This window comes from Chryseobacterium piperi (genome assembly GCF_002285635.2).
GTDB classification, from domain to species: Bacteria; Bacteroidota; Bacteroidia; order Flavobacteriales; family Weeksellaceae; genus Chryseobacterium; species Chryseobacterium piperi.
In genome coordinates, this window is sequence record NZ_CP023049.2 from 1,383,578 (window position 1) to 1,406,015 (window position 22,438).

General features: G+C 37.4%; 25 protein-coding genes. 9 read left to right on the forward strand and 16 right to left on the reverse strand.

Annotation, left to right across the window (positions count from 1 at the left end; genetic code table 11):
• Positions 1–67: 67 nt before the first annotated feature.
• Together CJF12_RS06150 and CJF12_RS06155 are read left to right on the forward strand one after the other, a co-directional pair.
• Entirely contained in the window at positions 68–565 is a 498-nt protein-coding gene (locus CJF12_RS06150; RefSeq protein WP_034687682.1) for an NAD(P)-binding domain-containing protein, read from the forward strand.
• Entirely contained in the window at positions 546–932 is a 387-nt protein-coding gene (locus CJF12_RS06155; protein WP_034687683.1) for a DUF1932 domain-containing protein, read from the forward strand. Before CJF12_RS06150 ends, CJF12_RS06155 begins: the two co-directional genes overlap by 20 nt.
• Positions 933–958: 26 nt before the next feature.
• On the opposite strand, the gene CJF12_RS06160 is transcribed toward CJF12_RS06155, so the two are convergent.
• A complete protein-coding gene (locus CJF12_RS06160; protein ID WP_051887400.1) occupies positions 959–1,819 on the reverse strand; it encodes a helix-turn-helix domain-containing protein in 861 nt (286 codons plus the stop codon).
• A gap of 285 nt (positions 1,820–2,104) precedes the next feature.
• Between CJF12_RS06160 and moaA the strand changes: the two genes are divergently transcribed.
• The 5 genes from moaA (at position 2,105) to CJF12_RS06185 (ending at position 7,077) form a co-directional block, all read left to right on the forward strand.
• The gene (gene moaA / locus CJF12_RS06165; RefSeq protein WP_034687685.1) at positions 2,105–3,091 is read left to right on the forward strand and encodes a GTP 3',8-cyclase MoaA; all 987 of its coding nucleotides are present in this window, start codon (positions 2,105–2,107) and stop codon (positions 3,089–3,091) included.
• A gap of 2 nt (positions 3,092–3,093) precedes the next feature.
• Positions 3,094–4,296, forward strand: coding sequence for a molybdopterin molybdotransferase MoeA (locus CJF12_RS06170; protein ID WP_051887401.1), 1,203 nt, complete (start codon positions 3,094–3,096; stop codon positions 4,294–4,296).
• A 653-nt stretch (positions 4,297–4,949) separates the two neighbouring features.
• On the forward strand, positions 4,950–5,426 hold the full coding sequence (gene moaC, locus CJF12_RS06175; RefSeq protein ID WP_034687687.1) for a cyclic pyranopterin monophosphate synthase MoaC: 477 nt from the start codon (positions 4,950–4,952) through the stop codon (positions 5,424–5,426).
• Positions 5,407–6,015 carry an NTP transferase domain-containing protein gene (locus CJF12_RS06180; RefSeq protein ID WP_034687689.1) on the forward strand — a complete coding sequence of 203 codons (609 nt, stop codon included), beginning with the start codon at positions 5,407–5,409 and terminating at the stop codon, positions 6,013–6,015. The genes moaC and CJF12_RS06180 overlap by 20 nt, the downstream gene beginning before the upstream one ends.
• 3 nt (positions 6,016–6,018) lie before the next feature.
• Positions 6,019–7,077, forward strand: coding sequence for a HesA/MoeB/ThiF family protein (locus CJF12_RS06185; RefSeq protein WP_034687691.1), 1,059 nt, complete (start codon positions 6,019–6,021; stop codon positions 7,075–7,077).
• Positions 7,078–7,103: 26 nt separating this feature from the next.
• Here CJF12_RS06185 and CJF12_RS06190 read toward each other — a convergent pair whose 3' ends face one another.
• The 13 genes from CJF12_RS06190 to CJF12_RS06250 form a co-directional block, all read right to left on the reverse strand.
• On the reverse strand, positions 7,104–7,637 hold the full coding sequence (locus tag CJF12_RS06190) for a DUF488 domain-containing protein (RefSeq protein ID WP_034687693.1): 534 nt from the start codon (positions 7,635–7,637) through the stop codon (positions 7,104–7,106).
• Positions 7,638–7,660: 23 nt separating this feature from the next.
• On the reverse strand, positions 7,661–8,578 hold the full coding sequence (locus CJF12_RS06195) for a bestrophin family protein (protein ID WP_034687695.1): 918 nt from the start codon (positions 8,576–8,578) through the stop codon (positions 7,661–7,663).
• Positions 8,579–8,590: 12 nt separating this feature from the next.
• Positions 8,591–9,841 (reverse strand): L-lactate MFS transporter, encoded by a 1,251-nt coding sequence (locus CJF12_RS06200; RefSeq protein WP_034687697.1) that lies wholly within the window; start codon positions 9,839–9,841, stop codon positions 8,591–8,593.
• 112 nt (positions 9,842–9,953) lie between these two features.
• The gene (locus CJF12_RS06205; protein WP_034687699.1) at positions 9,954–10,433 is read right to left on the reverse strand and encodes a molybdopterin-dependent oxidoreductase; all 480 of its coding nucleotides are present in this window, start codon (positions 10,431–10,433) and stop codon (positions 9,954–9,956) included.
• 72 nt (positions 10,434–10,505) lie between these two features.
• Complete coding sequence (locus tag CJF12_RS06210) at positions 10,506–12,908, reverse strand: FdhF/YdeP family oxidoreductase (protein WP_034687701.1); 2,403 nt, start codon at positions 12,906–12,908, stop codon at positions 10,506–10,508.
• A gap of 23 nt (positions 12,909–12,931) precedes the next feature.
• Positions 12,932–13,282, reverse strand: coding sequence for a DUF7009 family protein (locus tag CJF12_RS06215; protein WP_034687703.1), 351 nt, complete (start codon positions 13,280–13,282; stop codon positions 12,932–12,934).
• A gap of 95 nt (positions 13,283–13,377) precedes the next feature.
• The gene (gene fdhD, locus CJF12_RS06220) at positions 13,378–14,262 is read right to left on the reverse strand and encodes a formate dehydrogenase accessory sulfurtransferase FdhD (RefSeq protein ID WP_034687705.1); all 885 of its coding nucleotides are present in this window, start codon (positions 14,260–14,262) and stop codon (positions 13,378–13,380) included.
• 55 nt (positions 14,263–14,317) lie between these two features.
• The gene (locus CJF12_RS06225) at positions 14,318–14,734 is read right to left on the reverse strand and encodes a molybdenum cofactor biosynthesis protein MoaE (RefSeq protein WP_034687707.1); all 417 of its coding nucleotides are present in this window, start codon (positions 14,732–14,734) and stop codon (positions 14,318–14,320) included.
• Between the two features lie 6 nt (positions 14,735–14,740).
• Positions 14,741–14,983 (reverse strand): MoaD/ThiS family protein, encoded by a 243-nt coding sequence (locus CJF12_RS06230; protein WP_185097175.1) that lies wholly within the window; start codon positions 14,981–14,983, stop codon positions 14,741–14,743.
• A 2-nt stretch (positions 14,984–14,985) separates the two neighbouring features.
• A complete protein-coding gene (locus CJF12_RS06235; RefSeq protein ID WP_034687709.1) occupies positions 14,986–15,741 on the reverse strand; it encodes a sulfite exporter TauE/SafE family protein in 756 nt (251 codons plus the stop codon).
• Between the two features lie 135 nt (positions 15,742–15,876).
• Positions 15,877–16,590, reverse strand: coding sequence for a sterol desaturase family protein (locus CJF12_RS06240; protein ID WP_051887403.1), 714 nt, complete (start codon positions 16,588–16,590; stop codon positions 15,877–15,879).
• Positions 16,591–16,706: 116 nt separating this feature from the next.
• Positions 16,707–17,705: an SDR family oxidoreductase gene (locus tag CJF12_RS06245; RefSeq protein ID WP_034687710.1), complete on the reverse strand. Its 999-nt coding sequence runs from the start codon at positions 17,703–17,705 to the stop codon at positions 16,707–16,709.
• Positions 17,706–18,093: 388 nt separating this feature from the next.
• A complete protein-coding gene (locus CJF12_RS06250) occupies positions 18,094–18,531 on the reverse strand; it encodes a M15 family metallopeptidase (protein ID WP_228423535.1) in 438 nt (145 codons plus the stop codon).
• On the opposite strand from CJF12_RS06250, the gene istA reads away from it, so the two are divergent.
• Together istA and istB are read left to right on the forward strand one after the other, a co-directional pair.
• Positions 18,508–20,166, forward strand: a complete 1,659-nt coding sequence (gene istA, locus CJF12_RS06255; protein WP_228423525.1) for an IS21 family transposase — start codon at positions 18,508–18,510, stop codon at positions 20,164–20,166. The two genes, CJF12_RS06250 and istA, sit on opposite strands and share 24 nt — an antisense overlap.
• A gap of 41 nt (positions 20,167–20,207) precedes the next feature.
• Positions 20,208–20,951, forward strand: a complete 744-nt coding sequence (gene istB, locus CJF12_RS06260) for an IS21-like element helper ATPase IstB (protein WP_095591070.1) — start codon at positions 20,208–20,210, stop codon at positions 20,949–20,951.
• 91 nt (positions 20,952–21,042) lie between these two features.
• Here the strand turns inward: istB and CJF12_RS06265 are convergent, their stop codons facing one another.
• Together CJF12_RS06265 and CJF12_RS06270 are read right to left on the reverse strand one after the other, a co-directional pair.
• A complete protein-coding gene (locus CJF12_RS06265; protein WP_034687883.1) occupies positions 21,043–21,606 on the reverse strand; it encodes a tetanus/botulinum neurotoxin in 564 nt (187 codons plus the stop codon).
• 247 nt (positions 21,607–21,853) lie between these two features.
• A complete protein-coding gene (locus tag CJF12_RS06270) occupies positions 21,854–22,282 on the reverse strand; it encodes a M15 family metallopeptidase (protein WP_034687881.1) in 429 nt (142 codons plus the stop codon).
• Between the last annotated feature and the right edge of the window lie 156 nt (positions 22,283–22,438).

Sequence of the window (22,438 nt, forward strand, 5' to 3'; positions counted from 1 at the left end):
AAAAATTTAAAGACATTTGCGGAATTAACCAGAGCTATTTATTATTTTTATATAAAAATAAACGACTATGCCCAACCACCCCGTCATTGCCTTACTTTTCCCCGGAGACATGGGAACCCAAATTGCCCGGGAATTAATCAAAAACGGATACCCTATCATTACTGCAGGCGAAGGAAGGTCATCAAGGACATTACAAAATATAAAGGATACAGGAATTATTGATTTGGGCACATTACAAAATGTAGTCAACCAGGCTGACGTTATCATCGCTCTTACCAGTCCTGAAAATAGTCTGGAACTGGCAGAAAAAACAATTTCTTGCTTAAAAAATACAGATAACCGACCTGTTTATATAGATTTAAATTCCAATACTCCTCAAACCGTCTTGTCTATTGAGAATTTATTTTCATCCATGAACATCCGATTTATCAACGGAGCTGTAATGGGTGCTTCCCAGGATATTCCCGACCACGCGACCCTAATCGTAAGTGGAATATACAGGAGTTTATTTATAGAACTCTTTTCAGAAATATTCACCATAAAGGATGCAGGCGAAAAAAAATGAAGCAGCATCTGCCTATAAACTATTATTCTCAATGGTCAACAAAGGGATGAATGCTTTATTTTTTGAAACCATGACTGCCGCAGCCCATTTTGGTATTCTCGATGAATTGAATGACAGTCTTCAGAAGTTTCTTCCGGGAACCTATGAGGATCTTATGAAGACCACACCTACCTATCCACAGCATATTTTCAGGAGAATAGACGAGATGAAAGGACTCACGGATATGCTCAATACAGAAAGCCAGCCTAATATCATAGCTGCTGCAACTGCAGAGACTTTTGAAAGGATATATCAATCCGGCATCTTTAAGAATGAAAAACCTGAAACCGTTGTTGAAACTTTTCAAAATTTCAAAAAATTGATTTAGAACTTAAGAAGCGAGTCGGATATCCACTAGCTTTTCTTCAACATTTCTCTATAAGCTTTAGGTGTAAGTTTTGTTCTTGACCTAAAGAAATAAGAAAAATAGGAGAAGTTCTGAAATCCTAATTCAAAAGCAATCTCTTTAATCGATTTGTCTGAACTGTACAGTAACCGCTTTGCTTCTAATAAAGTCCTTTCTTTTATAAATTCCAGCGGAGACATTTTATAATTTTTTCTGCATACAATCCCCAGGTAGTTCGGAGTAATGCATAATTCTTCTGCATAAAATCCGATACTCTTTTGAGTTTTAAAATGACGATCGACTAAAGAATGAAATTTAAACGCAAGACTTTCAGGGTCCGCTAAAGCAGAATCTCCGTATAAATGCTGAATCCATAAATTAACCATCAGCGCAATAAGCCTAACCCTTGCATTAAGCAATTCAGGAAAAACAACTTCGGAAAGCAACTCTTTTTTTATCGTCAGGAATTCTGCACTAAACTTTTCGTAGGTTTCATCATTCGGATGAATCATTTCACATTGATTAAATGATGAAAAAGTTTGTTTTAGAGGAGGTGAGAATGTCTCGATAATAGAATCTTTAATGATTAGCCTTCTCCCTTTGGAATTAGGAGATAAGCTCCACACAAATTTACGCCTGGGAAGATGGATAAAAAGCTGCTTAGGTTTTAAATGGTATTTATTGGTATCCGTAATGCATGTCCCTTCTCCTTCGTCAAGAAGGATAATCGTAAAAGAATTATCAGGAAAAATATTCAGTTCAGATGAGCTTACAATATCCTGATAAACCACATATAATCGTTGGGCCTGATCAGAAGACAGATTGGGGATAAAAGGGCTTGCATCAAATATATCTTTATTTTCACTCATTATAGCTCAATGACTAGGTATAATAATTTTATGGAATAAATGTACATTTTTTCTCTCAGTTTCTAAGGAATCCGGGGTACAGATCCTTTCCGACAAGAAATTGCAATAATAGCATTATTAAATCATAAAATCGGACACCATTTATATCACAAATTGTGAGATGTATATTGAATATTAAACATTATATTTCGTAATTTCATCAATCCAATAAACAATGATTACATTTGTAATGGTTCTTCTCTCATTAGAATTAAGAGAAACTTTTTTGATCAAAAATTAAATGTGATGCTAACGGACAAACACGGACGAAAAATTAATTATTTACGACTTGCAGTAACGGACCGCTGCAATCTTCGGTGCACCTACTGCATGCCGGAGGAAGGTCTCGACTGGCTTAGCCGTAAAGAATTAATGACTGATGAAGAGATGCTAAGAATTTGTTCTGTTTTTACGGAAATGGGAGTCGATAAAATAAGGATCACCGGAGGAGAGCCTTTCATCAGAAAAAACTTTATTTCACTTCTTGAAAATATTGCTCACCTGAACGGGCTTGATCAACTTACAATAACCACCAACGGTCTTCTGACAGAACCCCATGTTCCTAAATTAAAAGAACTGGGAATTACATCTGTTAATCTTAGTTTAGATACTCTTGATAAAGACCGGTTTTTTGCTATTACACGACGTAACAGCCTGGATAAAGTATTAAAAACCATAGATACTCTTTTGCAAAATGAGATCCATGTCAAAATCAATGCGGTAGTTATGGAAAACAGCAATATTGAAGATCTTATTCCGCTAGCAAAGCTTACGGAGGATCTCAATATCGATGTGCGATTCATAGAGGAAATGCCTTTTAACGGGGGAAGTCATGAGACTTCTTTAGAATGGAACTTCATTAGGATCTTAGAGCATTTAAAAGGCCATTTTCCTTCGATTGTGAAAATTAATGACCCAAAGCATTCCACTTCATATAATTACAAAATCCCTGGATTTAAAGGTGATATCGGAATTATTGCCGCCTATACCCGCTCTTTTTGCGGAGATTGTAACCGGATCCGTATTACTCCCTCCGGAGTGATGAGAACCTGTCTTTATGATGCAGGCACCCTAAACTTAAAAGATGCGATGCGTGAAGGTAAGACTGACGAAGAGCTGAAAGAGTTTATTGAACTTGCCATTCAAAATAAACCCAAAGACGGATGGGAAGCAGAGAAATTTAATTTAACAGAACAACAAAGCCATCAATCTATGGCAACAATAGGCGGTTAGTAATGGAAATGATTACAGTACAGGAAGCAGAAAACATACTTTTTTCAGAACTTCGGGATTTTGGTACCGAAGAAATTAGTTATGAACAGGCTTTAGGAAGAGTTCTGGCAGAAAACCTTTTGGCAGACCGGGATTTACCTCCCTTCGATCGGCCTACGGTTGATGGAATAGCGATTGATTATGATGCTTATCATAAAGGAGTTCATTCTTTTTCCATAAAAGCAACACAAGCAGCAGGAGATTCTCCAAATGCTATTACAGACCAGACAGATTGTATTGAAATAATGACCGGCGCTGCTTTAGATCAATCGGTAAATACAGTGATTCGCTATGAAGACCTGTCGATTGAAAATGGCATTGCCAGTATCCAAAATATAGAAGTAAAAAAAGGACAAAATATCCATCTTAAAGGAAAAGATAAAAAACAAGGAGACCTTCTCGTTAAAGCTAATCAACTCATCACTCCTGCCATAATCGGAGTTGCTGCGTCCATTGGTAAAATAAAACTATCCGTTAAAAAGGTTCCTCGTGTGATCATTATTTCAACCGGAGACGAAATGGTAGATCCTTCAACAGATCCTACCCCATTTCAATTACGCCGATCTAATGGAATTACCATCAAAGCGGCTTTAACAAAGTTTGGAATTCATGCAGAACTACTTCACCTCAATGACAATTACGAAATTATCAGACAAGAACTCAAACATTGCCTTAATGATTATGATGTATTGCTCATGAGCGGCGGTGTTTCAATGGGGAAATTTGATTATGTTCCTAAAGTCCTGGAAGAACTGGGAGTGCAGAAACTATTTCATAAAATAAAACAACGTCCGGGCAAACCGTTCTGGTTCGGAAAATCTCCCGAGCAAAAACTTATTTTTGCTTTTCCAGGAAACCCTGTTTCCGTCTTTATGTGTTTGCATCGCTATTTTGTCCCATGGCTTGAGCAGTCTTTACAAACAAATCCTTCCCCACAATATGCAATGCTGAACAATGATATTCAGTTCCCCTATTCCCTTCAATACTTTGCCCAGGTAAAGTTAAGGATTAACGAGACGGGACAATTGACTGCTGAATCCATTGATACAAACGGTTCAGGTGATTTTTCACACCTTCCGGAAACGGATGCTTTTATGGAGTTGCCACTGGAACAGGAGGTATTCAGAAAAGGAGAAATGTACCGGGTGTGGAAATACAATCTGTGATGCCACGAAGAATTGTTAAATTGAAAATGAATTATACTAGCCACGAATGCACGAATAAAGTGTTACCAGCAAAGCAAAATCATTCGTGCATTCGTGGCAAAAAATAAAAAATCAGATAGCCACAACACCTAATAAATTTGAAGCTAGAGCAAAGATTATGTGTGGATAGCAAAAAAATTGAAATGAATTATATTAGCCACGAATGCACGAATAAAGTGTTACCAGCAAAGCAAAATCATTCGTGCATTCGTGGCAAAAAATAAAAAATCAGATAGCCATAATACCTAATAAATTTGAAGCTAGAGCAAAGATTATGTGTGGATAGCAAAAAATTGAAATGAATTATGTTAGCCACGAATGCACGAATAAAAATGGTACCACAAAGCAAAATCATTCGTGCATTCGTGGCAAAAAATAAAAAATCAGATAGCCATAATACCTAATAAATTTGAAGCTAGAGCAAAGATTATGTGTGGATAGCAAAAAATTGAAATGAATTATGTTAGCCACGAATGCACGAATAAAAATGGTACCACAAAGCAAAATCATTCGTGCATTCGTGGTAAAAAATAAATTTTAGAAAAGACTACAACACTCTTACAAAATCTTAGAGACAAAGTGTAAGGGTTATGTAGCGAAAAAATGAAGAAACTATGTCAGAATTGACCCATTTAAATAAAGAAGGACAACCTGCAATTGTAGATGTAGGTGAAAAGAAAGTATCTCGTAGAAAAGCTGTGGCACAGGCCATTATCAGCTTACCACAAGCTGTTTTCGAAATACTGTACAATGAAGACTTTAAAACCAAAAAAGGTTCTGTATTTCAGATTGCAACTATTGCAGGAATTATGGGAGCTAAGAAAACAAGCGAACTGATTCCTCTTTGTCATCCGATTGGACTAGATAATTGTGAGCTTGACATTGAGCTGAACGAACAAAAGGAAATTATCATACATTGTACTGCAAGCCTCGAGGCTAAAACCGGAGTGGAAATGGAAGCTTTAACCGGAGCTTCTGTAGCCGCATTAACGATTTATGATATGTGTAAAGCATTAAGCCATGACATCGTTATTAAGGAGATTAAATTAATTGAAAAAACAGGTGGTAAAAATGACTTCAAAAGAGCATAAAACTTCCCCTATAAAAGGGTTGGTTCTAGCCGGAGGAAAAAGCCTGAGAATGGGAACTTCAAAGGACCAGATAGAATGGTATGGAAAAGAACAGCGTTATTTCGCGGCAGATCTTTTAAAAAATTTCTGCGAGGAAGTTTACATTTCCTGCCGTCAGGATCAACTGGAAAATTTTGACACAGACTATCATGCTCTGACAGATACTTTTCTAGGAATGGGACCGTTCGGAGGAATCCTTACAGCATTGCGGTCAGACAGAAATACCGCATGGCTTGTCGTAGCTTGTGATCTTCCATTATTGAATAAAGAAACTTTAGAGTTTCTGATCGATAACAGAGATGATACAAAAATAGCCACAACCTATGAAAGTCCTTTTGATGGACTTCCTGAACCTCTTATAACAATTTGGGAGCCTGGAAGCTATCCTGCACTGCTTCAGTTTCTGGGCATAGGAAACACGTGCCCAAGAAAGGTTTTAATCAATAGTGATACCCTTATCTTAAAGCCTGCCGATCCTGATACCTTAATGAACGTAAATACTCCAGAAGACGCTGCAAAAGCAAAGGAAATTCTTAATATCAAAAAATAAGCAATGAAGACGGAAGAAAATTGGGAACGCTATCACTGTCAAATAGCATTACCCGGCTTTGGAAAAGAATCTCAGCATTTACTTCACAATGCAAAGGTACTGATTGTAGGCGCCGGAGGTCTGGGCTGTCCCGTTGCCCAGTACCTTACAGCAGCAGGGATCGGAACTATTGGTATTGCTGATAACGATTTTGTTTCAATGAGTAATCTTCATCGTCAGATCCTTTATACTCCGGACGATATCGGTTCATTGAAAGTAAATGTATCCAGTGAAAAACTTCAACGGCAAAACCCCGGCATACAGATAAAAGCTCTTCCTTTAAGAGTTACTTCTGAAAATGTAATGGATCTTATTGCAGATTATGATCTTATCGTAGAAGGAACGGATAATTTTGAAACCAAGTGCCTGTTGAATGACGCTTGTGTCCTTGCAGGAAAGCCATTGGTATATGGGGCAATTTATCAATATGAGGGACAGGTAAGCATATGGAATGTTTTACAGGATGATGGCAGCTATTCACCTAATTACCGTGATGTATTTCCTGATGCAGAGAGCTCTCAGGTTCCGAACTGTTCGGAAGGTGGAGTTATTCCTACCCTGGCAGGAGTAGTAGGCTGCATGCAAGCTAATGAAGTGATTAAATATTTTACCCGATCCAAAGATCTTTTAGCCGGAAAATTATGGTTGATGGACATGATGAGCGGTAAAACGACCATTATTAAATTAAAAAAACAGACTTCAACACCCATAGTAAGTTTAAACGAATCTATCCAACCGATCACATGGGAGGAATTAGATAAAAAAAAGAATGAGCCTGCTACCCTGCTCATCGATGTCCGAAGTGAAGAAGAGCACCAAATATTCAATATTGGCGGCCAAAATTTACCTTTAGACAATCTGGAAAGTCATTGGGATGAAATAGCAGATTTTCAACAGATAATTCTATATTGTGCTTCAGGAAACCGAAGTTCTAAAGCTGCCCGAATGATTAAAAAGGCATTCCCTGATTCAGCTGTTTATTCATTAAAAAATGGAATAGAGCCACACAGAAACGGCTTGTAGAAATTTTGATTGAGTTATGGTTATGGTCAGCTGAATAAATTTTCGTCTGAATAATAAACCTGTCCGTTAACAATACGAGCTGGTGAAGTATAGGGATGTTCCTCCACTTTTCCTGTACTCAGTATATGAAGAACAGTCCATCCTTTTGCCTTTAGATAGTCCGAGATCATTGAGCGATGACAACTCCACCATACTGCCTCAGAACACATATATGCTACGCGTTTTTCGGATGCGATCTGTTCCAGCTTTTGAATAGCTTCCTCAAATTCTTGAATTTCCATATAATCTGCGTATCCCCTGAAAGATTCATTTCGCCACCGATCATTGTGAGAATTGGACTGTACTTTCCTTCTTCCTCCCAATTCTTCCATATGAATATAACCGATATCTTTCTTTTCCAATTCTTTCTCCAGATTTTCTTTATTAAACCAAGGATTGCTTCGTGATCCTGGAAACCTTCTTACATCAACCAGAACTTCAATCTCAAATGACTGAAGGGTCTTGATAAAATCATCAATATGGTGGGTAGAATGACCTATGGTATAGATAGTCGGTTTCATAAAAATGGGATCTGAGTAAATACTTAATTGATAATATTTTGCGTCGGCTTTTCTATTATAGCCGGATGTTCTCCAGCGAGTTCATGAATGGTATCTTCAATCATTTGACACATACTGTTCAACGCTAAGTCATTAGCTTCAGTGCCAAATGGCTCTTCAATTTCATCAGCAATCGCTTCAAATGCCACAAATGTATAGGCAACAAATACAACAATAAATGGAGTAAACCAACCTAAACTATCAACCAAACCAAACGGAAGCAGAAAACAGTAAATGTAAACGGTCCGGTGCAATAATACCCGGTAACTGTAAGGAATCGGTGTAGATACGATCCTTTCACATCCTCCTACAACATCCGCTAATCTATCCAGATTTTCATCAAACCTGGCCTGTTGAATGGAATCAACCCTATTTCCATCTCTTGCTCTTTCAACCCATTCTGCCAAAAATCTCATCAATATAATTGGCTTATAGTGAGATTGTTTCATGATTTCCAACTGCTCTCCATTCAGCCTCTTCTTTAGATCTTCATAAGGATCTGTATTTCTAAGCTGGTGTTTCAGCGCGTACAAAAATGAGCTCAGAATATTGATAAATTCAGTGATTGAAGTATGGTCTGCTTTTGGCGCTCCGATCGTTAATGCCTGACGTGTTAATACCCGTGAAATATTAAGCAAAGCGCCCCAAAGCTTTCGTCCTTCCCAGAATCGTTCATAGCTCGCATTATTACGGAAGCCTAAAAACAAGGCCAGTACAAATCCGAACAAAGTAAGAGGTGCTGGGTTTAGCGGCACTTTAAATGAAAAAATAATTCCGTGGAAATAAGTGACTCCCAAAGATAGGATAAAAAGTATCCCTAAACGGGGCAACAGTGCCGGTAATACCGACCCGTGCCATACAAAAAGCATTTTAAACCAATGTTCTTTTTTCCTGATAATCATGGTATAATAATTTTACATCGCTGAATCACTTTGTTTTTTCCTCAGCTTAATAATGGTATATTTCATTAATAATGAAACGACTAGGGCAATAAGAAATAATCCGGAAAATACACCCAGGGTGGCTGTTAATGATCCTGTTGATTCTTTCACCATATCATAAATTGTAGGCCCCGCAACTCCAGCCAGTGCCCAGGCTGTTAACACCATTCCATGAATAGCTCCCAGCTGTTTTGTTCCAAATAAATCTCCCAAAAATGCAGGGAGTGCAGAAAACCCTCCTCCATACATGGTAATGATAGTAAAGAGAATAATTAAAAATAATAATTCGATAGAAATACGGGGTAGCAAATAAAATGCAAAAATCTGGAATACAAAAAAGATAATATACATATTGGCTCGCCCTATATAATCTGATAAAGCGGACCAAAATAATCTTCCCAGGCCATTAAAAACGCCTATTAAACCCACAATAGCAGCTGCCTGCATAGGAGTGTAATTTAATTTTTCCTGCATCATAGGACTTGCCGCTGCGATTACTGCAATACCCGAAGTGATATTGATAAACATCATGATCCAGATATAATAAAAACGGGATGTTTTCAACGCCGCATTCGCGTCAATATTTGAAATATCAGGAGTAATCATTTTTCCTTCACCAGGATTAAAGCCTTCTGGTACATAATCTGCCGGAGGTTTCTCAATATAATTTGCCGAAGTTAAAATCAAAATCATATAGATAAGACCTAAAATATAAAATGTATTGCTTACGCCTACTTTTTCAAATAAAATTTGCATAACAGGGCCAAAAATCAAGGCAGAAAATCCAAACCCCATAATTGCCATTCCCGTTGCCAGCCCACGTTTATCAGGAAACCATTTCACCAAAGTACTTACCGGCGTTATATATCCAACCCCTAAACCAATACCTCCAATGACTCCATACGAAAAGAGAAACAAAGGCATGGATCCGATCTGTACTGCCAACCCTGAACCCAAAATTCCGACTCCATATAGCAAACCGGCTGTTATTCCGCTTTTCCTAGGGCCTACTTTTTCAACCCATTTCCCTAGAAAGGCAGCAGAAAGCCCTAAGAGCAGAATAGCAATCTTAAAGGACCATTTTACATCACTTTCATCAACACCAAAAATATCTTTTACAGGGTTCGTCATAACAGAATAGGCGTAAACGGAACCAATAGAGATGTGAATTCCTACAGCCGATGCAGCAATCAGCCATCGGTTTTTTTGTTTTTGTCTTCTCATAATATTTTGTGTTTTTTAGTGTTAAGTTTATAAAAAACTCAACTCAATACGCATAAATATACTACAATACAACAAAACTATTTAATAAATAATAATAAAAAAGAATTAACCTTTACTTTTTAACCGAACCAATGATAAGTTCTGTCACCTGAAAGCTGCTTCTTGCCGGCTTCTTTTCTCCCTCTGCAATAATTCGCAAAGGTCCTTTTGATTCAGGAAGCGGTTTTCCATCTATTGAATCTGCAATGATGACATTTTTATCCGTAAAATCCTTATCCAGCTCTGCCAATGAAAAAAGCACCTGATACCCATCTGCGCATTTTACCAGCACATATTTTGACAATCCGGTTCCATGTGCTTCCTTAGTCACATTCGCTTTAGCCAGAATTTCTACAACGGGAACTCCCTTGTACGTATGAGCATTTCCTTGTTTATCTTTTAAAACAGCATTTGCATGGGGCATCTTTGAAAGTTCTTCCAAAGAGATTTGTAATGGGTTAGACACTTCCCCGGAAACTTTTAGCTTAAAATCGGACTGGGCATACACAGCCCCGGAAAGAATCAACAAAAAACAGTATAGAATTTTTTTCATAAATAATTCAACAGTAAAAGATGAAATTTATGAATATAAGCTGCCTTAAACGACAGCTTATATTCATTACTATTAATAATGGTTATATTTTGCAGCTTCCCGATAAAGCATTTTATCTACTTTTTTGTATACTTCGGGATCATGCCTTTTGATTTTTATTTTCACATATTTAGAGGCCGGCATATTGCTTTCCTTGACAACATTATTCACAGAAACTAAAACGTTGGTTTCCGGAAAATAAGTAACGGTATTTTTTTCCGGGATCCGATACGCAACAATAATGAAGAGAGGCGCTATTCTTTCAATGTTATCGTCATAATTATAGAGATCTACTTTATCTCCGGCTTTCATGCCCAGGCGATCAATATCTTTCTTATTCATGAAAATAACACGGCGCTCATTTTTTATTCCCCGATAACGGTCATCAAGACCATAAATGGTCGTATTAAACTGATCATGAGTTCGCGTCGTTGCCATCATGTATTCATCATCATTGAGATGGTTTTCCGGAATTTCCGTAAGGGTAAACGGAGCACGGTCACCAAATTCTTTGGTGATAAATTTTCCATCCCGTGCTGCATTAGGAAGATAGAAACCTCCTTTTTCCCGCACTCTCACATTATAATCTTCAAACCCCGGAATACATTTTTCAATATCATCTCTTACGGCATCATAGCTGTCATGATAACGCTGCCAATTGACTACAGACTTTTCTCCCAGGGTTGCCATAGCCATACGGCATACAATCTGTGTTTCATTAATCAGATGATCTGAAACAGCATCCAGCATTCCTTTTGAAGACTGAACAACTCCCATAGAGTTTTCAGTAGTTACAATCTGTATTTCTCCATTAACGATATCTTTATCACTTCTTCCGTATGTTGGAAGGATTAAAGCTTCTTTTCCGTGAATGAGGTGCCCTCTATTAAGTTTTGTAGAAACGCAAACCAACAAATTAAGCTTTCTAAGAGCATTCGCTGTATATGTAGTATCCGGTGTTGCCGATAGAAAATTCCCGCCCATGCAGAAAAGCACTTTTATTTTTTCTTCATGAATGGCTTTAATCGCTCGTACAACATCATATCCATGCTCGCGTGGCATTTTAAAACCATAAAAATTTTCAAGGCGGTCCAATTGTTCATTGGTAGGTTTTTCATCAATCATCATGGTTCTGTTCCCTTGAACATTACTATGCCCGCGAACAGGACAAACTCCCGCGCCAGGTTTTCCGATACTTCCTTTTAATAACAGGATATTCAGAATTTCACGAATCATATCAACCCCATTCGGCTGTTGTGTAAGTCCCATTCCCCAACATACGATAATCCTCTTTTTGAAAGCAATCATTTTAGCAGCTTCATAAAGATCGGTAGCTGAAACGCCTGCTTCTTTCGCAAGGTCTTCAAGATTATAATTCTCAAATTGCTGAAGGAATACTTCATAACCCGTGGTTTTCTCTTCGATAAACTGACGGTCCAGCACTTCTCCCGGAGATTTCTTTTCAAACTCCAGAAGTAATAACTCAATGGCTTTTAAAAGTGCCATATCTCCGTTTATTTTTACAGGCAGATACAGGTCAGCAAGTTTTACCCCGCCACCAATCATCCCCTTTATACTCTGAGGGTCCTGGAATCCCATTAAACCGGCTTCCGGTAAAGGATTCACAGCAATTATCTTTGCCCCGTTTCTCTTACCTTTTGATAATGCACTCATCATTCGGGGTGCATTGGTTCCCGGATTCTGGCCGATAATAACAATCACATCCGTATCATAGAAATCTTCCAGTGTTACGGTTCCTTTTCCAATTCCAATCGTAGGCCTTAATGCTGAACCTGACGTCTCATGGCACATATTGGAACAGTCCGGCATATTATTCGTTCCAAATTCTTTTGCAAAAAGCTGATAGACAAATGAAGCTTCATTACTGGTTCTTCCAGAGGTGTAAAAAGCAGCCTCATGCGGAGACTCCAACGCATTAAAATGGGCTCCAATCTTCTTAAAAGCCTGATCCCAACTGATAGGCTGATAGTGGGTTCCTCCTTCAGGAAGATACATCGGCTCTGTAAGCCTTCCCATTTTACCGATCTGGTAATCATCTAATTGAGCCAGATCAAAAACTGAATTTTCTTCAAAGAATTTTGCCGTTACTCTTTTGGTAGTGGCTTCTTCTGCAAGAGCTTTAGCCCCATTTTCACAATACTCTCCTAAAACTGAGCGCTCGTCATCAGGATCGGGCCATGCGCAGCTAGGACAATCGAAACCATTGACCTGGTTCATTTTAAACAAGGCTCTGGTACCACGAATTAAAGTCTTTTCTTCAATCAAGTCCCCAAAAGCTGCCATCACAGCATGGATACCCGCTGCTGATTTTTCAACAGGAGTCAGCTTAAGATCTAAAAGATGGTACGGATTTTCGGCATCCGGCTCTTTTTTGATTTCTTCTTCAATTTCTTCTTTTTTATAATCCTCTTTCATAGCTCAATATTTTAGGATGTTTTTTAGCACTTCAAATTGGGATTCGGATAGTTGTCACTTTGATCTTCAACTGAATTATCAATACAGACAAAATCTTTTTCTACCAAAAGTTTAACCATTCCGGATTGTCCGTCAAAACCTACCCGGTCTGTAGTAACAAGCTCATCAATCATCGTTTTAGGCATTGTAACAACAATCCTGTTTTCAATAAAAGAGGCAGAAAGTTCTGTCTCGCCGGTAGCTTCTATAGAATACATAAAAGGTCGGTCTACAAATTCAGTAAAGCTTGTTATCATTCCTTTTTCACCCAATTCAGAAACTTCTGTTTGAGTGAGACGTAATCTTATAGAGTTATCTTTAATTCTTATCTTCATTTTGCTCTAATTTTTTCTTTGCCACGAATGCAATTGATCTACACATCATTCCTTATTCGTGCATTCGTGGCTTTTATTTTCAATGCACCAATAATTTAAATTGATGCTTTTATAGTTTTAAAATTATGATTGCTGCCCTTATGATAGACGTTCAACCTGTTTTCTTTTAGAAATCCTATCAGGGTCATATCAAATTCTTTTGCTAGGTCTACTGCAAGGCTGGAAGGAGCTCCAATTGCTGCAACAACAGAAATTCCGGCCATTGCCGCTTTTTGAATCAGCTCAAAACTCGCTCTGCCACTTAGTACCAAAATCTTGTGATCCAATGGCAAAAGTCCTACTGATAATGAATATCCTATCAATTTGTCCAAAGCATTATGTCTTCCTACATCCTCCCTTAAAGCCAGCAAATCTCCCTGAACTGTAAATAATCCGGAAGCATGAATTCCACCGGTAGAACTGAAGTTATTTTGAAAAGATCTTAATCGATCAGGTAACTGATATAAAACTTCAATATCTAATAGTATAGGCTCTTGATCTCTATCTTTAAAAGAGCTGACCGTTCTGATGGATTCTATTGAACCTTTTCCACAAACACCGCAGCTGGAAGTCGTATAAAAGTTGCGATCAGATTTCATCAACTGAGGTATAAAACCTTCAATAAGACTGACCATAACCACATTCTCTTGTGTTCGGGAACAGTCTGCATTCAGATGTTTACCTCCTTCAATCTGTTGATAATTATAAATAATCCCTTCCGTAAAAAGAAATCCTACTGCCAATTCAATATCATTGCCCGGCGTACGCATGGTGACAGAAATATTTTTGCTTTCACGTTTTCCAGCATCACCATACAACACCCTTATTTCTAAAGGCTCTTCTACAGAAACATCATCTGTAAAAGACCATGCTTCGCTATCTTTTACTCTGATAATATCAATCTGCTTTACGGCATTATTTTCCAAATCACTGGTTTTCATTTACTTGAAATTGATTATAGTAAATATAATAAGTTTATTTGTATTTTCCTACTGTTTAAGGATGGGCAGATACCCACTCCTCTCCATCTTCAAAAATTTCTTTTTTCCAGATCGGTACTGTTTCCTTTAAAGTATCAATACTAAAGCGGCATGCATCAAAGGCAGCATCTCGATGTCTTGCATTCACAATGATGATTACCGCTATATCACCAGGAAACAATATTCCAACACGATGATGGATCACGACATGTTTCACATCAAATAAAGAAATGGCTTTTTCTGCTATCTTTCTTATTTCTTTGACTGCCATTGATTCATAGCATTCATATTCCAAGCGAATGACCTTTTTGTTTCGGGTAGCATTTCGAACCACACCGATAAATGTTGCGATTCCTCCGCATTCAAGATCTGAAGCCGTTGTCAAGCATTCCGCTACATCTAAAGGTTCATCGGTTATTTTTATATCAATCATAAAGTCTTATCCTCCACTCACAGGTGGAATAATTGCAATTTCAATATTATTGTTCAATACCCAGTCATCTTCTGCATACTCATCATTGACTGCAATAAAGTATGATTTTAATTTTTTTATTTCCGGAAAAGTTTCCTCTAACTTATTTTTCAAATCTAAAACAGTTGCAGAGTCATGAAGTTCTATTTCTGTTTCAGATCCTTTAAAAAATTCCTTTACAATTCCGAATGCCAATATTTTCATTTTCATTTTTACAATATATGATACCAATATTTTATCAGTATATTCACTCCGGCTACAAATACGAGAATTGCCGTCATCCTTTTAATAATCAAAGGATTCCATTTTATAGACATCCTTGATCCAATTTGTCCACCAATAAATACAGATAAACATAAGGATAAAATTCTCAAAGAATCAATATTTCCTGACAATTTGGTTAATTGTCCGGCAATTCCGGAAATAGAATTTACCAATATAAAAACACTGGCCGTTGCTGCTATTTTTTTGGGAGTATCCCATTTCATTAAGTTCAATATGGGAGAAAGAAATATTCCGCCTCCAATTCCGACCATTCCTGATAAAAATCCGATTGAGCCACCTAATAGACTGTTTTTTACTACACCAGATTTATGATCCTTGTCTGCTACTTCTATACTTCCGGAAGTTTTGATCCATAGCAAAATAGCAGCAATGATCAAACTGATTCCCAAAATAATAAAAAACGTACTCTGACTGATCTTTACTATAGCTCCTAAATACGCCATCGGAACACTAATGATGGTAATGGGAAGTATTTTCTTCCAGTCGGTCTGCTTATTTTTAATATAAATATAAACGCCGCCGATCACCACAATGATATTGCATATTAAGGCGGTAAGACGGATTTCCTGATATGGAAGACTGTACATAGCCAATATAGCAAGGTAGCTCGAACCACCCCCAAAGCCTACGGATGAATAGATAAAGGAAATGAACAGAAAAAAGAAAAATATCTCCCAGTGCATGATTAAGTTTTTATTAAATAGCACTAATTTATGCCTATACAATAATACTCATTTTTGATGATTCAATACTAACCTGATCAAAAAATACACTATCATAAATCGTGAAAGAAATATCTATTCTTCAAAAATATTGCCCTAAGGTTTATAGGTCCCGAATACTCTATCCCAGATAGAAGTATAAAAACCAAAATTTTTAGTTTCATCTCTATGATGTTGATTATGAAACCGGGTTGTGCCTACAAAAAGCCGGTCAAACTTTTCTGGGAAAAACTCTTTGTTCAAATGCCCGATAGTTCCCCATACGAGATTAATCATAAGATAAAACGTTATAGAAACTACAGAAAAATTATAAAAGACCAGCAAGGCTAATATCATTAATCCAAAGCCTATGGTTTCTGCCGGATGTAGTACAAAAAGACTTAAAAAATTAGTATTTACATGTTCATGGTGTTTGCCATGGAGTAGTTTATATACCCAAGGTAAATGAGCTGCATAGTGAAAAAGATACATAAAAAAATCCATGAGAAGGATTAAAGCAAAGACTTCTGACAGCACCCAAACAGGTGAAAGGCTACTTCCAACCTCAATCCATCCATTTTTCCATAAAAAAACACCGATCAACATGACGAAACAATTGCAAGTAATCGTCAGAAAACTTACATATAAATCTGACCTTGAAACCGGATGATTAAGATCACTTAAACTTTGTTTATGACAGGTCTTATCAATGAATAGATAGAGGCCTATTGAAAACAGATAGAGAAAGATATTAACTGTCAAACCAAACACGATCCATTGTGTCCAGGTAAATTGTTCAAATAGTATTATATATTCGGAATTAGAATTCATAAACATCTTCCATATCAACTTAGTCGTATAAATGTATGGATTTCACATTGAAATCAGTTTACATTGTTTTCACAATATAAACTGATCTAATGTATTTATTTGATTTTATAAACTATTTATGATTTCTTATTTCCTGATTTAGCTCTTAGAATCATATAGGCTAAGCCAAGTCCAATTCCTGCCACGACAGCCATTTTTGTCTTTTTTGAAGGGACCGGAAACATGGTTTCACCATAGATTCTGTGAGGTTCAGGAGATGGTTCTAAAACATTTCCTGAATCGGAAGGTGCGTCTTTAACCTTCATCACCACTCGCATCCCTGCAGAAGCTATATTGATGATGCTCTTTGGAAATAAGCCATAGACATTTTTAAGAATGTATGATGCTGCATCCGGAAACAAATCTTTTTGTGGTCTTTTGGCTAGCTCTACAATTTTTTGCGCTGTATCCCTGGGATCTGCAGCGAATGGAGGTATTTTAAAATCCAGTCCGGAATATTTTGCCGAATGCATATTTCCTGTTGACCTTTGGATCTGGGGGTATATATTACAAATATGGACATCCGGGTAATCAGAAATTTCGCCCTGCAAGCACTCCATCATCCCGCGAATTCCAAATTTCGTAGATGAATATACTGCACTGTAAGGAGCCGGCATAAATCCGCCAATAGAAACATTATTAATAAGAATTCCTTCCTGTTGTCTTTTAAAAATTGGTAATGCACTATAAGCACCGTGCATGTATCCGAATAAATTGGTTTTAATCACCTGCTCATTAAGGTCCATTGGTATGTCTTCAAATTTTCCGCTTGCCATTACTCCTGCGTTATTGACCCAAATATCAATTCTGCCATTAAAGCGTATAGCCATTTCAGCAAGGTGAGCCACTTCCTCAGCTACAGAAACATCTGTAGGGACAGCCAATGCGGCCACTCCTAAATCTCTGCATAGGTTAACAGTTTCATCCAACGCTTCTTTACCTCTGGCAGCCACCACAATATTACATCCTTCCAATGCAAATGCTTCTGCCGTAGCCCTGCCAACTCCACTGCTTCCTCCTGTAATAACTACTGTTTTTCCTCTTAAGCTTTTCTGTAATTTATAAACTGATTTCATTTTTGTGGGTTTTGAGTTAAGTACTTAAAATCAACCTATTATTATGCCATACACCCCGAAACAATAAAAAAATACAGAATAAAAGCGTCGTATGAGTCTTAATATAATTCATAGATTTTAGAAGTTGAACGTATAAAGTTTAGAGATCATTCCTGGCAACAATAACCGACATATTGGGTATTATACAATTATTTCTAATATAGAATAACTATACTACAACTATATATTAATTATAAATAATATTTATAAAATTAATTTCAAACCCATAAAAAGACCTCTGCAATAGAGGTCCTTAATATGGAAAGCCATTCCCATCACCCCTTTATTTGAGTATTGAAAAAACTTTTCACCCATTATCTCAACTCAAAATGGGTGATCATAAAAAGCTTCACCAATCACCTCCCCAGCTTATCTCCAGGTTCAAGGATCTGGCTATTTTTTTAATGTGGTCAGCAATCAATCTCAGATTTTTAATCGTGTCCTTATGGTTCACCTGTACTTGTCCAAGGAAATAAGGATAAATATCCACTACATGTCCAAACCCATCAGGTTTAGCCTGGTGATTGGATCTCCTCTTTATTCCATCCACATTGGTGACCCTGGGACCGAACCGGGTTCTCCCCTGGGCAAAAAGCGCCTGCTGTCTTGCTCTAGTTCTAAGACCTTCTACCACGGTAAAGCTTACAGGACTATCGGTAATAGTGGTTTTAATGATCTTTTGTAAGTTCGGATGTACGCCTTCCAAATTACGGAGTGTAGAATCCTTCAAAATTGACCATCTCAATCCTGTGAAAATGATCAGTTGATTCCTGAGCAAATTGACCATGGTATTCCTGAGCAAATTGACCCCCAAAAAAAAGTCAGAAAACGTGTCTTGAATAACTTAGCCAAAAAATACCAAATGGCTAACAAAAGAATAGACATGTTGAACATTAAACAATTATTACGATTATACACCCAGGGGGTAAGTAAATTGCGGATAAGCAAACAACTGGGTATCTCACGCAATACTGCTAAAAAGTATATCAGCCTGTTCCATGAACACCAGCTTACATATGACGAGCTGATAGAGCTGAGTGATGAAGATTTAGATGATTTATTCGAGACTCCGCCAACCGATATAAGGGATAAGGCCAATATTAAAAAACAACTTGAATCGTTGTTTCCTTACATATCCAAAGAACTAAAACGTGTTGGGGTCACCCGTTATCTGCTATGGGAAGAATACATAGATAAATACCCTTCAGGCTACCAATATTCCCGCTTTTGCCATCATTACCGGGAATGGTGTAAAAAGGTGAACCCTTCCATGCATATTGAACATAAGGCTGGGGATAAACTTTTTGTGGATTATACAGGAAAAAAACTTCACATTATTAATAAAGAAACAGGAGAACAACAGGAAGTTGAGGTCTTCGTATCCATACTTGGAGCCAGTGGCATGACCTTCGTAGAAGCTACAAGAACCCAGGGGAAAGAAGATTTTCTTGGAAGTCTTACCAAAACCCTGCATTATTATGGAGGAGTTCCCGCAGCTATTGTTACCGATAACCTGCGTACAGCCGTAAAAAAGAGCCATAAGTACGAACCTGTCATCACTGATTCTCTTCTGGATTTTGCTTCCCACTATAGCACTACAATACTTCCTACGCGTACCTATCATCCCAAGGATAAGGCTTTGGTTGAAAATGCGGTACGCATTGTGTATACCCGCATTTTTGCTCCATTGCGTAAAGATCACTTCTTTAGCCTGGAAGCATTGAACAAAGCTATAGAAAACCTGCTGGAAGGATATAATGAAGCTCCCATGAAAAGAAAGAAGTATTCCAGGGCTGATGTTTTCCGTGAGGTTGAAAGACATGCATTATCCCCACTACCAGCTATGATGTACCAGCTCAAGCATTCTGCACGTGCTACCGTTCATAAGACCAGCCATGTATATTTAAGTAAAGACCAGCATTATTACAGTGTTCCGTTCAGCTATATTGGTAAAAAAGTAAACATTATTTTTAGTAAAAATACAGTCGAGATTTACTATGACCAGCGCAGAATAGCATTCCATAACAGAATCCTGGCTAAATATCAGTATACGACTGTAAAAGAACATATGCCTTCATCTTATCAGTTTATGACTGAATGGAATCCCTCCCGGTTTATCTCTTGGGGAAGGTCTGTCGGGGAATATTGTGAGCAGTACATCATCAAAATCCTGGAAAAGAAACAGCATCCTGAGCAGTCCTATAAAACCTGCCTGGGAATCCTTTCATTATCAAAAAAGATCGGCAACATAAGACTTGACAATGCCTGTAAAAGAGCGTTGGGATATGAAAAATACAGCCTTGCCATGATTAAAAGTATTCTGGAAAGAGGGCTGGATAATCTAACCGATGACGATGCATTTTTTGAAGAAAAGAAACTGCCTAAACACAAAAACATAAGGGGCGGAAAATACTATCAGTAACATCTACAATCATTAACAATTAAATCATTAATACAAAACCTATGAATCAGGCAACATTAGAAAAAATGAAACATTTAAAGCTCCACGGGATGCACAGGGCGTTTTCCACAACAATGGAAACAGGAAGTATCTCCTATACCAATGATGAACTTATAGCCTACTTGATTGAATCCGAGTATGACGACAGGGAAAGCAGAAAGGTAGAAAGATTGATTACCACAGCTAAGTTCAGATACAGGACATTTATGGAAGAGATTACGGCCTCTTCTTCCAGAAATATTGATAAGAATACTATTGGAAGATTATCTTCCTGCGATTTTATATCACAGAAACAGAATATTCTTATTACCGGCAGTACAGGAGTTGGAAAAAGTTTTATCGCAACTACCATTGGATACAAAGCCTGTACAATGGGATATAAAGTCATGTACTTCAGCATCAACAAACTCTTCTCAAAGCTTAAGATGGCTAAGGCAGACGGATCTTACCTTAAAGAGATAGACCGAATAGAAAAGCAGGATCTTATTATCCTTGATGATTTTGGATTACAATCCCTGGATAATCTTAAACGTCAGGATTTTATGGAGATTATAGAAGACAGACACGGAAAACGTTCCACTATTATTGCTTCGCAACTGCCTGTAAGTGCCTGGCATGAAGTCATTGCGGAACAAACAATAGCCGATGCAATACTTGACAGAATGGTTCACAACTCCCTGAGAATAGACCTTAAAGGAGAATCGATGAGAAGAAAAAAAGCTGATCAGAAAATCAGCTCAGAGTAAAGATTTATTTTATATTTTTAAACCATCTTTTAGACACCTTTTTTGACTTCATTCTTAGTGGTCAATTTAATCAGGAATTAGGTGGTCAATATCACTGGAATTTACAATAAGCATAACCTGAAATATTATCATGAGCCACTGACGGTGACTCGGCCATAATCAAAACATGTCCCCGTTTGACAGTACTTTCCGCCATTCCTCTGATTATTTTAATCCGATAAAAGCCTTCATCGGCATGAAATCTATTTATAGCTACTTGTATTAATCCTCTCATATTCACTTCCGCTTTATGACCCTCCAGATCAATTCCTTCTCTTCTTATCTGATCTCCTAAATCTAATAGTGGAGATAACTTTCCAATCTGTGTGATTAATAGTTCTCCTTTCTTACCGGTCACGATATTTTTCATATGGCTAATAATCGCTTGAATAAAACGATCTTTCTGACTATCCTCTTTATAATTAGATTCTCTATAATCTTCCCACTCCTGTACAGTATTAGTAATTATATTATGATGAGGTTCAGGCATGACGTAAATCTTCGGAGCGATTTGAAATGCTTTAACATAATCATCCATTCCCGGAATTTGCATCCGAACCACATTAATATCATCATAATCATCACTATACTTGAAATTTTTTACATCTATTGCCATAGTCTGTTTTTTTGAATTATTATATATTTAACGTACACTTATAAAAAATACAAACAAAATGTTTTGCTATTTTTAGTTAGTAAATTCAACTTTTTTATTCAACAACAGAGGAATTTATATCATACTTTTATCAGTAATTATTGATTTATTCTAATAATCTTCTAACTAATGAATCAGCAACTGCACCCTACTACAAACTATCCTAATTTATACTCCCTTCCTTTTCAACTCTTGAATATCTTCTCTACTATCTCAACTCAAAATGTGGCGGATCATAAAAACTACGCCAGTCGCCACCCCAGCTGATCTCCAGATTTAAGGATCGGGCTACTTTTTTAATGTGGCCAGCAATCAATCTCAGATTTTTAATCGTGTCCTTATGGTTCACCTGTACTTGCCCAAGGAAATAAGGATAAATATCTACCGCATGTCCAAATCCATCAGGCTTGGCCTGATGATTGGATCTTCTTCTTATTCCATCCACATTGGTGACCCTAGGACCGGGCTGAGTTCTCCCCTGAGCAAAAAGCGCCTGCTGTCTTGCTGTAGTTCTAAGACCTTCTACCACGGTAAAATCCACAGGACTGTCACTGATAGCGGTTTTAATGATCTTTTGTAAATTCGGGTGTACACCTTCCAAATTACGGAGACTTCTTGCTCCTAATCTGTATTTCATATTTTTACCATTTAAATATTATAAACTTGCAAAACAGTCGAAAACTACATGAATACTTCTTAAAGCTCATATCCTGATGATTTCCTACTCTTATATATATTCCCTATAAAATTTTGCACTCGTTTAGGAGCTATATAAAAAAGCAGTGGAAATTAT